General features: G+C 58.8%; 11 protein-coding genes. 6 read left to right on the plus strand and 5 right to left on the minus strand.

Annotation, left to right across the window (positions count from 1 at the left end; genetic code table 11):
- Positions 1 to 153 precede the first annotated feature (153 nt).
- From V8V93_RS05735 to V8V93_RS05745, 3 genes are all read left to right on the plus strand, one after another.
- Positions 154 to 696: a hypothetical protein gene (locus tag V8V93_RS05735; RefSeq protein WP_338669399.1), complete on the plus strand. Its 543-nt coding sequence runs from the start codon at positions 154 to 156 to the stop codon at positions 694 to 696.
- 3 nt (positions 697 to 699) lie between these two features.
- Positions 700 to 1,533, plus strand: coding sequence for a hypothetical protein (locus tag V8V93_RS05740; protein ID WP_338669400.1), 834 nt, complete (start codon positions 700 to 702; stop codon positions 1,531 to 1,533).
- A gap of 902 nt (positions 1,534 to 2,435) precedes the next feature.
- On the plus strand, positions 2,436 to 3,443 hold the full coding sequence (locus V8V93_RS05745; RefSeq protein WP_338669401.1) for a hypothetical protein: 1,008 nt from the start codon (positions 2,436 to 2,438) through the stop codon (positions 3,441 to 3,443).
- Positions 3,444 to 4,022: 579 nt separating this feature from the next.
- Here the strand turns inward: V8V93_RS05745 and V8V93_RS05750 are convergent.
- The 5 genes from V8V93_RS05750 to rsgA all read right to left on the minus strand — a co-directional run bounded on the left by V8V93_RS05750 (position 4,023) and on the right by rsgA (position 11,408).
- A complete protein-coding gene (locus V8V93_RS05750; protein WP_338669402.1) occupies positions 4,023 to 5,048 on the minus strand; it encodes a molybdopterin-binding protein in 1,026 nt (341 codons plus the stop codon).
- 246 nt (positions 5,049 to 5,294) lie between these two features.
- Positions 5,295 to 6,731 (minus strand): B12-binding domain-containing radical SAM protein, encoded by a 1,437-nt coding sequence (locus V8V93_RS05755; RefSeq protein WP_338669403.1) that lies wholly within the window; start codon positions 6,729 to 6,731, stop codon positions 5,295 to 5,297.
- Positions 6,732 to 6,897: 166 nt separating this feature from the next.
- Positions 6,898 to 9,045: an aldehyde ferredoxin oxidoreductase N-terminal domain-containing protein gene (locus tag V8V93_RS05760; protein ID WP_338669404.1), complete on the minus strand. Its 2,148-nt coding sequence runs from the start codon at positions 9,043 to 9,045 to the stop codon at positions 6,898 to 6,900.
- Between the two features lie 24 nt (positions 9,046 to 9,069).
- Positions 9,070 to 9,696 (minus strand): 4Fe-4S dicluster domain-containing protein, encoded by a 627-nt coding sequence (locus V8V93_RS05765; RefSeq protein ID WP_338669405.1) that lies wholly within the window; start codon positions 9,694 to 9,696, stop codon positions 9,070 to 9,072.
- A gap of 602 nt (positions 9,697 to 10,298) precedes the next feature.
- On the minus strand, positions 10,299 to 11,408 hold the full coding sequence (gene rsgA / locus V8V93_RS05770; RefSeq protein WP_338669406.1) for a ribosome small subunit-dependent GTPase A: 1,110 nt from the start codon (positions 11,406 to 11,408) through the stop codon (positions 10,299 to 10,301).
- 578 nt (positions 11,409 to 11,986) lie between these two features.
- Between rsgA and V8V93_RS05775 the strand changes: the two genes are divergently transcribed.
- From V8V93_RS05775 to V8V93_RS05785, 3 genes are read left to right on the plus strand one after another with little or no spacing between them, the layout of a single operon-like run.
- On the plus strand, positions 11,987 to 12,943 hold the full coding sequence (locus V8V93_RS05775; protein ID WP_338669407.1) for an ABC transporter substrate-binding protein: 957 nt from the start codon (positions 11,987 to 11,989) through the stop codon (positions 12,941 to 12,943).
- A gap of 1 nt (position 12,944) precedes the next feature.
- A complete protein-coding gene (locus V8V93_RS05780) occupies positions 12,945 to 13,718 on the plus strand; it encodes an ABC transporter permease (RefSeq protein ID WP_338669408.1) in 774 nt (257 codons plus the stop codon).
- Positions 13,715 to 14,482 carry an ABC transporter ATP-binding protein gene (locus V8V93_RS05785; protein ID WP_338669409.1) on the plus strand — a complete coding sequence of 256 codons (768 nt, stop codon included), beginning with the start codon at positions 13,715 to 13,717 and terminating at the stop codon, positions 14,480 to 14,482. Before V8V93_RS05780 ends, V8V93_RS05785 begins: the two co-directional genes overlap by 4 nt.
- Positions 14,483 to 14,521: the final 39 nt, after the last annotated feature.

Below are 14,521 nucleotides of genomic sequence, written 5' to 3' on the forward strand. Positions count from 1 at the left end.
TTGTTGTTTCTTGTATCTCCTGTTCAAGATGTGGAATACTGTCTAGATTCAGGATGGTTTTCCACCATTTTTGGGCGCATAAATGGATAAATATATGTTTGCATTCCTACCCGGAATCAATCACCAAAACGGGCTTAGCAATTCAGATGAGATATGAATACAGTATTTCGGCTTCTCCTGACTTTTAATGCGACATCTCTGCTTGTGATTATTTTTCTAGTGCAGAAGAGTTTTTCTTTGGGTCATTTTTTTTCGAAATGTCCTTATCTTGTTAACTTGCCTAATGCTGTATCATACATTGCCTATTTGTTGGTGCCAATAGCCCTAACTGGATTGAGTATATTTCTTAGCGCTTGTCTTGGTAAAGATAGTTTTGGGAAAGGGGAAATTATTAGCATTGAGCATGCTAATAATAGTTTCTTGCCAAGCTATTTGGGTTATTTTTTTGTCGCATTGAGCGTTGGGAATTTGGAAACTTTAGCGGTTGTATATGGCGTATTGTTTGTATTCACTTTTCTTTCCCAGGCTCTCTATTTTAATCCATTGTTTTTATTGTTTGGTTTTAGCTTCTATAATATAACAACAAAGAATGGCGCTGTTGTTTTTTTGATCAGCCGCTGTAGCTACAAGACCCCACTTGATGTGATTATCCTTGAGGCATATCGTATTAACAACTACACGTTTATAGAGAAATAAGCGATGAATCATTTAGTTGCACGAATTAAAACAAGAAAAAAAGAAAAAATATTCAAGTTGCTCTCTGGTCAAGAAAATGTTTTTGACCTTGATGTCAAGCAGTTGCCTTTAATTGAATATGATGTGGATCATAATTTAGATGATGGTGCTTGGTTTAAGGTAGGAGAATTTAGTCAAAAAGATTACTTCTTGGATTATCTCGCCCGTGATTTTGTTGCAGCAGAATACAATGATTTAATAAAATCAGAATTTATTAAAATTGCTTCCTTATGCTCAGTGCAAGGTGATAATTTCTTTTTCCAAAAGGTTACACCATCAACTTTTTTGTGCAAAAAATGTATTGGTTTTGGGGATGTTGCCTATATCGAAAATAGTGAAACTCGACTTTATGTCAATCAGGAGCCTGATGCTGTTTATTGGGCTGAAAAAGATGTCTTAGTGTTTAAAAAGTTAGCGACGATATCTAGTATATTTCCTGGAATTGATATTCTATATAAAGAGGCAACTAATGATGAAGTGCAGAAGTTTTTAAATGAAGATTTCATTGATCTAATTGATGGGTTCGATCTTGAAAAAGTGTCAAAACCTAATAGGGCACGTATTGCGTTGGCCCTAAATAGCTTAGAAAGTATGGGGCCAGTGGAACAAGAAAGTATGTTGAACTATATCCATGAATATAGTGATGAGCGACTTGTGTATGATCAAAATAACAAGATATTTTCTATTCAAGACGACGAGCAGCTTAAGCTGTTGCTTTATGGGATCGAAGAGCGGTTCTATACGACTCCAATTGGGCAGCAAAAGCGTTTGGCAAATTCTATACAAAGTTCTTGGTAGGCGGCTGAACTCTCATACTATTGTGCGTTGGGCGACGCCACTACTTACAAGGATTCAATATGCGCACCATCTTGCGCTCTGCTTCAGCCAAGGGGAGCCCGACCAAGTGAGTTCCCCCAATGGGGTCTACCACCGCAACCATTTGGTTTCGGTGGGTGTCTTTATTCAGATTAAAAGGTTCCTTATTGCAGCTTAATACGGATATCCCTCTTTCCAAATTAAGTGGGGGGCTTTCAGGATAGTACGCTGTCATGCCAATTTTTGGACACAATGTGTCCTGCATGTGTCCTAATGTGTCCACATCTTATAACATTTTTGAATCAGTTAATAAGTATAGAACGACTGAAAGCCTGTCACGCCGGAGGCCGCGAGTTCGAGTCTCGTCGGCTCCGCCACTAAAGAACAAGGACATCAACGAAAGTTGGTGTCCTTTTTCTGTTTCGTCGTCCGCAAAGCCTCGGACACATCAATTGGACATGTTTGAATCTTTAGATCGCCATCGCAGTTGGTTGGGCTGTCCGTTTTCCTGCGGCATCCCGTTGATTGCTTATGTTTTGCTGGAGTTATCCAGGAAGGGCATTGTGCCAAAATGGGCATAAGTCTGGTTGGCTATACTTGGAATCGTTCTTCAACGTATCTAGGCATGAGAGAGTCTTTAAGCGGCAAACAATTTTTTAAATTCTCTCATTTTCTTTTTGTTATTCATTATGAACTCTGTGTCGTTATTCGACCTGGGGAAGCGGGTGCATATGCCGTGCGACATTAGTGCGCTCTTGGCATTTCTACTGCTCGGAAAGGACACGGGGCAACGATGGCCAGCAAACGCATGTGGTTTTCCGGAGTGATTAACCGGTGGAAACAGTGCAAGGCTGAATTTACCCGCTGGGCATACGGAGTGAAAGATGGATATGACAATTGCTGATTTAACAAGATTCAATGAGCTGTTGGATTCAACAATGGATCAAAAGAAGTTGGATGAGGAGTTTATTACTTTAAGACAAATCGAGCTGGATGGTATATCCAAGAATTCCGATGTTGAATATTTTCCTCTTATCGCCTTAAGCTATGCGAAGTTACTGGAGTTGACCGTTCTATTGGCTGGAAAGTGTGCTGACAATTGCCAAATTGTGGATTTTGGGGATCTTGTGGTAAATCCTCGGCACATGGACGTTTGCATCTTGAACACCCAATTGATAAAAGAAGATTACGGCATTACTGACAACATTCCGCTTTGGTTCAAGAGACAAGTGCGTAAGAGTACTGGTAGCCAATATTCTGAAGATCTGGGAAGGATGGTTGTTGATCCAGCATTGTTGTCACATTTTGTTGAAAAAGGGTTACTGCTGAGAACGGTAAAAAAAGAAAGACATAGGAAGTTAAGCGAGCAGTTCAGGTATTGTATTCCCGATGATCCTCAATTCGCTTTTTCAACATATAGTGAGCGGGTTGCACCTATCGCACATGACGCGGTAAAAGTGCTTGGTTGCGGATGTGGAAGGGCTGAGTGTAGCGATGTCGCATCCTGGCTCGCCGGCAGCACAGTATTGAACATAGTCAAAGGCACCTTGAAAAACGATCTTATGAATGTTCTGCATGACGTCATGTCAACTGATTACTTGAAATTGACTAATAAAAAATTTGAAAAGGCATTCAATTCGCTGCACTATGTAAGTATTGGAAGGAAAAATTTTGTTAATTTTCCATATGGTGATGTGAGCACATCAGAATGGGATGAGATCAATCACACATTGTGTCATTTTGATTTAGATGACTATGGTGTGATTCAGTCAGAATTAGATAAGAGCATTTCCGATCCATGTTACAGAAGTTATCTTCTGGACATATCGTTGTACAATGTTCCCATATCACAGGGCGCAACTCGGACACGAACGATCAGAAATATCATGTAAGTTTTCAGCGTCACCCGACAGCCACCCAGCAATACTGGAAAACTGATCAATTGAATTCATGGGCCACGTCGGGCGGCCTCATTCCGGTCACGCCGGGGGCCGCAAGTGCGAGTCTCGTCGGCTTCGCCACTAACGATCAAGGACTTCAAGCAATGAGCTTGAGGCCCTTTTTTTTGTGTCATTGGTTGTCCCCTGGGTGAGTCCCTGCCGGTCTTTTGCCCTCAGATGGGCACCGCACGGCGGGGGAGCGAGCAGCGTTTTGAGGTGGCGTTTGGTCCTTCTTGAGGCTTGTGCCGCGAGATGGCCTGAACGATGTGAAGCTGGACGTCTCTCGACCGGGGGGAGTCGGTCGCGTGGCGGACGCCATGGCAGGCGAAAGGCATGCTCCGGGTCAGCCCGCAAGACTCCTGCGGGAAACCTCGGCTTTTTCGGCTTGCCGGCATGCCGGGCGACCCGTCGGAGGGAGCGTTGTTTGTTCTCCGCGCCTTGCCGCCGTGTGCGGCAAGGCGCGGGAACATGACCCGGTGCCGCTCTTGGGCGGCCGTTGCCATCGTCCGAAGAGGCGGTGTCCGGCGGGAATTACGTCCCCTTGCCGAAGCCGCAGGCGGGATAGCGGCAGGTGGTGCAGCCTTCGCAGAATCCACCGTATCCCAGGGCGAGGATGTCGTCACGGGTGACCTCCTCGCCGCTCAGGAGCCTGGGGACCACCAGGTCGAAGATGCTCGCCCGGTAGTACATGACGCAACCGGGGAGTCCCAGCACAGGGACGTCGCCGATGCGCGCCAGCATGAACATGGCGCCCGGCAGGATAGGGGCACCGTAGGTAGTCACCTCGGCCCCGGCGGAACGGATGGCGGCCGGAGTCCGGTCGTCGGGGTCCACTGACATGCCGCCCGTGACCACGATGAACTCGGCCCCCTCGCGGAGGAAGCCGCGAATGGCCTTGGCGGTCATGGCCTCTTCGTCGGAAACAAGGCGTTTGCCCAGGACCGTGCAGCCGTAGCTTTCGAATTTGCCCTGGACCACCGGGCCGAATTTGTCCTTGATCAGCCCCTTGTACACCTCGCTGCCGGTGACCACGATGCCCACGCGGGCGGGTTTCAGCGGCCGCACCCGGACCATTGGTTCGCCTTCGGCGAGCAGTTGTTCGGCGGCGGCGACCAACTCCTCGGGAACCGCCAGGGGCAGCACCCTGACGCCGGCCAGATGCCGCCCCTTGCGCACGATCTGGTTGCCGTGGATGGTGGCGAAGAGGACGTCCCCCAGGGAGTTGAGCTTGAGCAGGCGCGTGGCGTCTATCTGGACCAGCCCGTCCATGGCGGCGGTGAAGGTGACCTTGCCCTCCACGGGCTCGTTCAGCTCCAGGTTGGGCCCGGCCGCAGCCCTGGCGATACGGCGGGCCGCATCGTCCTCGTGGACGTAGCCGTCCGCGAGATCGAGCACGTAGAGATGCTCCTTTCCGATCTTGCGCAGCTCGGCCACGTCTTCCGGACGGACCACGTGTCCTCGGAGAAATCCCGGCCCCTTGCTCTGGCCGGGGACGATCCGGGTGATGTCGTGACACAATACCGTGCCGATGGCGTCTTCAACGTTGATGACTTTCATGGGTGCCCTCCCTGTCCCCGCCCGGGGCGCGGAACACGATGGTTGGTTTTTGGTGATATGCGTAAAGGGCGGCCGTTGCCGGGATGGCGAACCCCTCCTTCCGGTCCTGACCGACTCCGGCGCGGCCGAGGGGCGGCACCGCGCATGGGCGCGCCGGAGCATAGGGGATGACGGCCGCGGCCGGGCCGGCCGGGATTGCCGATCCGGGCACCGCCTGGCCCGCGGACGGGCCGGGGGATGGAGCGCTCATGCCGTGCGGCCATGCCGGTTCCTCATCATGCGCCGCAGGCGGAAGTAGTCGTCGTCCAGGCCCATGGCGCGCATCTCTTCGTAGACCTCCGGGCAGACGCCTCTGGCCAGCCGGATCTGGAGCTGGATCAGGTCGTCCACCTCGTATTCACCGGTGTACAGCGGGGGCGCCGCGTCCGACCGCCAATAGTCGTCGCTGATGAGCCCCTGTCGTTTGGACAGCGCGTACTGCCTGGTCCCCGGCAGGATGGTGGTGATGCCGACGATGGGGGTCGTGCCCGGCCGGATCTCCCGGATGAGCGCAATGGTCTCGTCGATGGTGTCCGGGGTCTCGCCGGGGTTGCCGACCATGAGGAAACAACTGGGCTCCATGCCCGCTCTGTGCGTCATGCGGAAGGCCCGGCGCACCTGGGCGGTGGTGAAGCCCTTGTTGATGGACTTCAGGATGCGCGGACTGCCGGACTCCACCCCGTAGTAGACCCGGTAGCACCCGGCCTTGCGCATCCAGGCGAGCATCTCCTCGTCGACGCAGTCCACGCGGGTCTCGGCCATCCAGACGAGGTCCAGATTCCGGTCCAGGATCTCCTTGCAGATGCCGATGGTCCGCCGGGGATTCAGCGAGAACAGGTCGTCCGAGAAATAGACGTGCCGCACGCCGAAGTCGGCCACCAGCCGCTCCAGTTCGTCGGCCACGTTGCCCGGCGAACGGAAGGCCCATTTGCCCTTGAAGAACCGGTTCACCGAGCAGAACTCGCATTTGAATGGGCAGCCCCTGGAGGTCATGACGTGGGTTCCCGGCAGAGACTGGTACTCCAGGGGAATCTCCGGGGACTTGTATTCCGCCAGATCGAAGGCGTCGTAGGCCGGGAAGGGAAAGACGTCCAGGTCGGTCACGCTCTCGCGGGGCGGGGTCATGTGCAGCGTCTCGTCCCGGACAAAGGCGATGCCCCGGACGTCGTCCAGCTCGCGGTTCAGGACGCGTTCCCGGACCGGACGCCGGACCGGGCCCAGGGTGAACCGCCGGGCCAGTTCCACCATGGTGATCTCCCCTTCGCCCAGGGCCACCAGGTCCACGTTGCCGTCGGCCAGGATTTGGTCCGGGAAAAAGGTGGCATGGGGACCGCCCATGATCACCGGGATCTCGGGGAGCAGCCGCTTGGACAGCGCGGCCAGGCGCATGGCGTTGCCCCGGCCGAAGGTGAAGCAACTGATGCCCACCAGGTCGGGATCGGTTTCGGTCAGCAGGGCCTCCACGCGAGGCCATTCCCAGTCGTGCAGATCACGGTATTCAGCCGTGAACCCGCTGGCCCGCAGGGCGGAGGCCAGGGAGGCGACGCCCAGGGGCACCCAGGTCTTGGGCGGCAGCAGGTCCGCCACAAAAGTGGCCGGGTTCATGAGCCGGGTTGCCGGGGGAGCCAGGAGCAGAATCTTCATCTGAGCCTTCCTTCCGTCGCGAAGGACGCGTGACCGGGCCGCCGCGAGGCGGCCCGGCTTGCGTAAGGGGAGGTCCCGACCCCCCGAGGGGCTGAAAACCTGGGGAGGTCGGGTCTCGCGGTTCCTAATGGACGGAGGTGTTCTTCACTATCCATTGTGGATTTGGTTAACTCGGCAGCCTGAATGCCTGGGCCTCGAAGGAGGCCAGCACGTCCTGCATGCCCAGCTTCTTAAGCAGGCTGCGGGTCGGCAGCCCGGTTTTCACGTCCCAGCCCATGATCTTGTAGTACTCCGTCTTGGTCGCCTCGAAGTTCTCGCGGACCAGGGGCGGGTGCGGCGGATCGGCCGGGGGATAGGCGGGCAGGAGCCGGGTGTCCACCGGAGCGAAGAAGTGGTCCGGGATCTGGTCGTGCTCTTCGCGCATGTTCACCGGCTTGCCGTCATTCCACTCCAGGACCGTCAGGAGACGGTGCAGGGTCCAGGTCCGGGCGGCCTGCTCGTTCAGCTTGTCCTGGGTCATCTTTTCTCCGGTGACCAGCCCGACGAGCTTGTACTCCACCGAGATGTCGCCGGCATACCCACGGTCCTCACGGCCGCTGACCATGACCGGATAGACCCAGTCGCAGCCCGTCAGGCTGTCCTTGATGCAGCCGCGGTAGTGGATGAACTGGCTCAGGGCGGCGTTGGCCTTGGCCGACTTGTCGCCGTTCCAGGTCAGGGGGGTGGTGCGGTCGCGGTGGATGTCGTTCAACCCGTTCTCCGCGACGTCCTTGCCCCAGTGCTTTATGGCCACGGGCATGGCCTGCTCGAAGGAGAGCCCGGTCCACTCGATCAGATTGGTCATCGAGTGGCGCATGGGGTCGCAGTTCTCCATGGCGAAGTTGACGGCCCAGTAGTAGCCGAAGGTTCTGGGGTCGTAGTGGGCGGACATGCCCCAGCCGCCGTTGCCGCCGACAACGCCGCCCATGATGCCTTCCATCTTGACGAACCTCATGACGCCGTCCGCGACGTCGGGCATCCTGAGCCGCTTGAACTCGTCCGAGAGGATGTCCATGGCCCGGCGGAAGCCTTCGCCCAGGGCGTCGCCCAGGAAGTCCTGGCGATAAGCCATCATCGTCAACATGCCTTCCAGGCCGGCGGAACCCAGATCGCCGCCTTCGCTGGGGTAGTGGGCGGCCTCCAGAACCTCGAGGTTCTTCTTGCTGACCAGCTTCTTGTCGTACATGTGCCGGAGCAGGCTTTTGCCGTTCACCTTTTCGTCCTGCAGGAACCAGATGAACTGGATCATGGGGAACATTTCGAAGGAGTCCAGGCCCAGCTTGTTGACCAACTGGCTGGCCTGGAAGGTGGCCTCGTCCCGGTTGCCCATCCACGCGTAGAACCACTGGGTGCAACTGACCGCGCCCATGCCATCCTTGGGGGTCTTCATGTACGTGTAGCAGCCCTGGGGACAGGAGTAGCAGGACTGGGTCTTGAGGTGGTATTTCATCAGCCAGGGCGCGTTGCTCTGGGTCTGGTTGAAGCGCTGTGCCTGATGGTTGATGTCCGCGGGATCGATGTGCTTCCCGGTCCAGCTCAGGGGGCCGTTGGACAGCGGGGTGGCGCCCAGGGGAGCGGGCTGGAAGCTGCGCACGACCTTGACGTATTCGATCAGTCCCTTCTCGTCCGCCACCTTGACGCCCTTGTTGCCGCGCACGGCGATAGCCTTGAGGTTCTTGGAGCCCATGACCGCGCCGAACCCGCCCTGTCTGGCCACGTTGCCGAGGCGGTGGATGATGGGCGCGATGCGGACCATCCGTTCACCGGCGGGACCGATGGTGGCGATCTGGATGTCCCTGTCCTTCTGCAAGTCCTTGATGGCTTCCTGGGCGGCCAGGCCGTCCTTGCCCCACACGGACGAGGCGTCCTCGATGGTCACCTTGTCGTTGTTGATGTTGATGTACACCGGCTTGGGGGCCTTGCCCTGGACGATGATCGCGTCATAGCCCGCGAACTTCAACTCCGCGCCCCAGTAGCCGCCGAAGTTGCTTCGGGAAGCCATGGGATGCTTGGATTGCGTCGCGTAGGAGTGCGGCGAGATGCTGATGACTTCCGGCCGCGAGGTGGAAGGCGCCATGGTGCCGGTCAGGGGACCGATGGCGAAGATCAGACGGTTCTCCGGGTCAAAAGGACCCGCCTTGGGCGCCTCGTCGAAGATGACCTTGTACCCGAAGCCGAGGCCGCCCAGATAATCCGTGTATTTTTTGGTGTCTACCGTGGAGATGGAACCCTTGGTCAGGTCCACCCTCAATATCTTTCCAGCCCATCCGTACATTATAACTGCTCCTTTCAAACGAGGTTATCCCAGTTCAACGAACTGGAGCGCTTCGGCCGGGCAATACTTCACGCATTGCGGATCGCCGCCGCAGAGGTCGCACTTGCTGTAGGTGTCCTTGGTCTCGTTGTGGACTACCATGTCCCAGGGACAGGCTTCGAAGCATTCGCCGCACGCCTGGCACTTCGAGGCATCGATGATCCGGGCACCGGTCTTCTTGTCCAGGATCAGGGCGTCGTACTCACAGGCCAGGTAACAGTCCGCCATGTTGCACTGCTTGCACGCAAAGGTCATGGAAACGAGTTTGCCCATGGTGTGCAGGGGGTCATAGGTGGTGTGGATGCGGGCAAGGGTCGGCTGACAGATGCCGTCGTGCGACAGGGAGCAGACGATCTCGCAGGTCCGGCAGCCCACGCAGGCGGCAGGGTTGGTGACGAGCCAGGCGCGCGCGTTGGGAAGCTGCTGGGGAGTGATGCCGCGGTTGGTGCATTCCGGCTTGAAGTTCTTGGGCGCGGCCATGACCTGGGTGGCGACCAGCGCCCCCGTGGCTATCTGGATGCCCAGGAAGCCCAGCATCTTTCTACGGGAGACGAGCATCTTTTTCTCGGGTGGTTCTTTTTCGCGGTGCTCGTCGGGAAAAGACGTCGCCATTGCCTCAGGCAGGTTTTTGGTTGAACTCTCGCTCACAGTGTCCTCCTTATTATGGGCGATTTCGGGATCGGTATTATGCCCGTTTAGGCAAGATGGGTGCCAGGGATGCGGATCACCCGGCCGCCATTGTCGTCTCTCTGGGCGTGTCGGCGATAACTGGCAGAAGTTGCAGGAGATATAATTTGCCATGCGCGGCGTGAAACGGTCAGCACGTCCCCAGGAAGGCCTGGGAAGACGGCTTTGGTGATTGAGGGAATCGGGTCGCACTGACCCGATGAGCCGATTTCGGCGGGTCAAAGAGCGTCGGTTTTCGGGGAGGTTCGGTTACGCGGTTCGGGGATGGATCCTCTCGCGCCCTGGCGGCCTCGCCGCCATGTTTCTGCTTCCTGTGCGGCGCGCGAGGAGGGCGCTGCCCGCACCGTTGGATGCATAGGTGTCCGGCTTCGCCTCTTTCCCGCGACGTCGGTTGCCCGGAAGACGCTGCGCGCATTTGGCGGATAGCACGGCAACGGACCGGTAAGATACAGGATGTTGGCGTAGTTCCCGTGCGTCGGAGCGGGCCCCCGGCCATGCCGGGAGCCCATGCCTGTCTGACGCGCCGTTCAGCGTCTCGGGCGCTTGTTCATGCGTTTTATTGCCTTGGCCACATCCTTCCAGCGCTCTTTTTCGACGCGGTCCGCGCTCTTTTCGCTGCTGGCCTGCGCGTAGTCCATTTCACGCTGCATCTTGCGGTAGTTGTCCAGCCGCGCTTGCGACAGCCCGCCGGCGTCCACGGCATGGAGGACCGCGCAGCCGGGTTCGTGCCGGTGCGAGCAGTCGGCGAAGCGGCAGGATTCGGCCAGCTCCCGGATGTCGGAAAAGGCTGCGTCCAAGCCCGCGCCGTCACTGGCGAAGGCGATCTCGCGGATGCCCGGATTGTCCATCAGCAGGCCGCCGCCGGGCAGGGCGATGAGTTCGCGGGAGGTCGTGGTGTGCCGTCCCTTGCCCACGCTCCGGCTGACGGCGGCCGTGGTTTGGACCGCCTCGCCGAGCAGCATGTTGGCCAGCGAGGACTTTCCGGCCCCGGAGGAGCCGATCATGGCCGCTGTTTTTCCGGGTTCCAGATAGCCGTGCAGTTCGCCCGCACCGCTTCCGTCCAGGGTCGAGGTGAGCACGACCGGGACGCCCGGCGCAAGGCCTTCGGTCTCGGCGCGGACCGCGTCCGGCCAGTCGTGGAGGTCCGTCTTGGTCAGGACGATCACGGGCGTCATCCCGCAATTGCAGACCAGAGCCAGGTACCGCTCCAAGCGGCGCGGGTTGTAGTCGCGGTCGAGCCCGCAGACGATGAACACCGTGTCCAGGTTGGCGGCGATGGGCTGCTCGCGCGGGGCCGCGCCGTCCTGTTTCCCCCGCGATCCCGCCTCGCCCCGGCACAGGGTGTTTTTTCGCGGGAGCACGTGCTGCACGACGCTTTCGTCCACGAGCACCCAGTCCCCGGTGACCGGATAGTCCCATTGTCTGCGGTGACGCATTTTCCCGGAAGGGGAGCAGAGCCATTCGGCGCGTCCGTCCGTGACCAGGAACCGGTCCCGCTGCGCGCTGAGAACGCGGGCGACCCGGTTCAGGTCGAGGTCTTCATTGGTTGCCGGACGTTCGAAATGATCGTTCCAGCCGAGTCGGCGCAGGCTTTTTGCCCGTTCGTCCTGATTTGCGAAAAGGGTCTGTTTCTTCATCTTGATTCCATTGCGGTTGCATCGAAGCCGGGCTTCGATCGTGTTGGATCACGGCCGGCCGAACCTGGGCCGGCGGTCAACGGGAAACGGAATGGGGAATATGGAGAAGGAGCGTCGCAAAAGACCTGTTTCGGACGAAACAAGCGGGGTCGGCTGAATCAGCCACATGGGAGCCGCGCGCGGGGCCGGCTCGGAGGCAGCTTAGACCTGCGGATCGCCCTTTTCCATATTCCGGGCGGCAAGATCCATAGACTGGGTACTCATCCAAACTCCTTGATGAAGAATGCATGAATGCTTATCGTAAACACAAACATTGTCAAGGGGTGTCGGGAGGGTCCCCGCGGCGGGAGGGCATGCCGCGGGGCCGCGGAAATGCGGAATTCGTGATTTCCTCCCGCCCCATCTTGCCCGGGCGGGCCGCGATTGCTCGAAAATGTTGCGAGTGTGACGGAAGTGGACTATCAGGTGACGACTAAATGCGGATTGCAGGAAATCCGGGTTGATACGCGCGAGGAGGGGTTCCGGCGGCGTACGGCCGAGGGGATTTCCCGTCCCGAACGCCCTGAAGGGGGAAAACCATGAAACGCATTGTGATGATGGTCTGCGCGCTGCTGCTCTGTGCTTCCACGGCCTTTGCCGGTACGCCGGTCAAGGTGGCCCACGCCACCTGGGTTGGCTATGGCCCGCTGTATATCGCCAAGGAACTCGGCTACTTCGACAAGGAAGGGCTGGACGTGGACCTGGTCATCATCGAGGATGAGGCCCAGTACGCCGCGGCCATGGCGTCGGGCAACATCGACGGCTTGGGCAACGTGCTCGACCGCGAGGTCATCCACTACGCCAAGGGCACCCCCGAGGTCGTGGTCTTCGGCATGGACGAGTCCTCGGGCGGCGACGGTGTGGTCGCCTCGGGCGAGATCAAGACCGTGGCCGATCTCAAGGGCAAGACCGTGGGGTTGGACAAGTCCTCCACCTCCTATTTCTTCTTCCTGTCCATTCTGAAAAAGTACGGCGTGGACGAGAAGGACGTCAACATCACCGAGATGGGCGCCTCCGACGCGGGCGCGGCCTTTGTCGCGGGCAGCATCGACGCGGCCGTGACCTGGGAGCCCTGGCTGACCAACGCGGGCCAGCGCGAGGGCGGCCACGTGCTCGTCTCCTCCAAGGACATGCCCAAGACCATCGTGGACGTGTTCGTGCTCAATGCCGACTACGTCAAGAAGCACCCCGAGGTGCCCGCCAAGATGACCAAGTGCTGGAACGAGGCCATCGCCTGGTACGAAAAGAACCCGGACAAGGGCAACGAGATCATGGCCAAGGCCATGGGCCTCGAGACCCAGGAAATGGCCGACATGGCCTCGGGCGTGACCTTCATCGGCCAGGACGCCAACAAGGCGTTCTTCGACAAGTCCCAGGCCAACAGCGTGTATGAGGTCGCCGACCGGGCCATCTCCTTCTGGAAGTCCAAGGGCATCATCACCAAGGACGTGTCCGTGGACACGCTGATCAGCGCCGACTACGTCAACGCCGAGTAGCATGAAACAAGGAATCCCGACCGCGCGGACAGGGATGTGGCTGGCGGCCGCGTCCCTGTCCGCCGTCTTCGGCATCTGGGCGGTCCTGGCCTACGCCGGTTCGGTCAAGCCCCTGTTTCTGCCGCCGCCGCACAAGGTCTTCCTGTCCTTCGGGGCGATGTACAGGGAAGGCATCCTCTTCGCCTACACCTGGGACAGCGTCTACCGCGTCATGGTCGGCTGGTCCCTGGCGGCCGTGTTTGGCGTGCCGCTCGGGCTGCTCATCGCCACCTCCAGGCGCGCCTCGCACATGGTCGCCCCGGTCATGGAGTTCGCCCGCTACCTGCCGGTGGTCGCCCTGGTCCCGCTGACGCTCCTCTATTTCGGCATCGGCGACGCCCAGAAGTTCGCCATCATCTTCCTGGGCACCTTTTTCCAGTTGGTCCTGATGGTCGCGGACAGCGTGGCCAACGTGCCCGGCGACCTGAGCCGGGCCGCGGCCACCCTGGGCGCGAACCGCATGCAGACCTACCGGCTGGTCCTGTTCCCCGGCGCGCTGCCGGGCATCATGGACGACCTGCGCATCACCGTGGGCTGGGCCTGGACCTACCTGGTGGTGGCCGAACTGGTGGCCGCCAACTCGGGGCTCGGCTACATGATCCTGCGCGCCCAGCGGTTCCTGGCCATCGACCGCATCTTCGCCGGGTTGATCATCATCGGTGTGCTCGGGCTCTTGACCGACTATCTTTTCAAGCTGCTCGCGCGGCTCATAACCCCCTGGAGTGAAAAACGATGACCATGCTGTCCATCGACAACCTGGGCAAGGTCTTCGACTCCAACAAGGGGGAGGTGACCGCGCTCGAAGACATCAACCTGACCGTGGACCGGGGCGAGTTGGCCGTCATCGTCGGACCCTCCGGCTGCGGCAAGTCCACCCTGCTGAACATCGTGGCCGGGCTGGAGCGGGCCACCTCGGGCGCGGCCGTGCTCGAAGGCGAGCCCATCACCGGGCCGGGCGCTGACCGGGGCATGGTCTTCCAGTCCTATACGCTCTTTCCCTGGCTGACCGTGCGCAAGAACGTGGAGTTCGGCCTGCGCCTCAAGGGCGTGCCCGCGGCCGAGCGCGCGGAGACCGCCCGCAAGTACATCGACCTGGTCGGCCTGGCCGAGTTCGAGAACGCCCTGCCCAAGGAGCTCTCGGGGGGCATGAAGCAGCGGGTGGCCATCGCCCGCGTGCTGGCCAACAAGCCGGTCATGCTGCTCATGGACGAGCCCTTCGGGGCCCTGGACGCCCAGACCCGGCTGCTCCTCCAGGAGCTGCTTCTGGACGTCTGGCGGCAGGAATCGAGCACCATCCTGTTCATCACCCACGACATCGACGAGGCCATCCTGCTGGCCGACAATGTCTACATCATGTCCAGGCGGCCCGGCCGGATCAAGGCCAAGGTCCCGGTGGACATCGCCCGCCCGCGCGATCACAAGGCCTCGCTGACCCCGGAGTTCTCCCGGGTCAAGTCGCGGATCATGGATCTGCTCTGGGAAGAGATCGCGGCGGGCTAGCCCGGCCCCCTGAAGACGAGGCGGCCCCGGCCCGGAGCC

The sequence above is a fragment of the Pseudodesulfovibrio sp. 5S69 genome (genome assembly GCF_037094465.1).
Taxonomy (GTDB): domain Bacteria; phylum Desulfobacterota; class Desulfovibrionia; order Desulfovibrionales; family Desulfovibrionaceae; genus Pseudodesulfovibrio; species Pseudodesulfovibrio methanolicus.

Coding starts and splice junctions, on each gene's coding strand:
- V8V93_RS05740 (WP_338669400.1), top strand. CDS start 700: ATGAATCATTTAGTTGCACGAATTAAAACAAGAAAAAAAGAAAAAATA.
- V8V93_RS05735 (WP_338669399.1), top strand. CDS start 154: ATGAATACAGTATTTCGGCTTCTCCTGACTTTTAATGCGACATCTCTG.
- V8V93_RS05755 (WP_338669403.1), bottom strand. CDS start 6,731: ATGAAGATTCTGCTCCTGGCTCCCCCGGCAACCCGGCTCATGAACCCG.
- V8V93_RS05745 (WP_338669401.1), top strand. CDS start 2,436: ATGGATATGACAATTGCTGATTTAACAAGATTCAATGAGCTGTTGGAT.
- V8V93_RS05750 (WP_338669402.1), bottom strand. CDS start 5,048: ATGAAAGTCATCAACGTTGAAGACGCCATCGGCACGGTATTGTGTCAC.
- V8V93_RS05780 (WP_338669408.1), top strand. CDS start 12,945: ATGAAACAAGGAATCCCGACCGCGCGGACAGGGATGTGGCTGGCGGCC.
- V8V93_RS05785 (WP_338669409.1), top strand. CDS start 13,715: ATGACCATGCTGTCCATCGACAACCTGGGCAAGGTCTTCGACTCCAAC.
- V8V93_RS05765 (WP_338669405.1), bottom strand. CDS start 9,696: ATGGCGACGTCTTTTCCCGACGAGCACCGCGAAAAAGAACCACCCGAG.
- V8V93_RS05775 (WP_338669407.1), top strand. CDS start 11,987: ATGAAACGCATTGTGATGATGGTCTGCGCGCTGCTGCTCTGTGCTTCC.
- V8V93_RS05760 (WP_338669404.1), bottom strand. CDS start 9,045: ATGTACGGATGGGCTGGAAAGATATTGAGGGTGGACCTGACCAAGGGT.
- rsgA (WP_338669406.1), bottom strand. CDS start 11,408: ATGAAGAAACAGACCCTTTTCGCAAATCAGGACGAACGGGCAAAAAGC.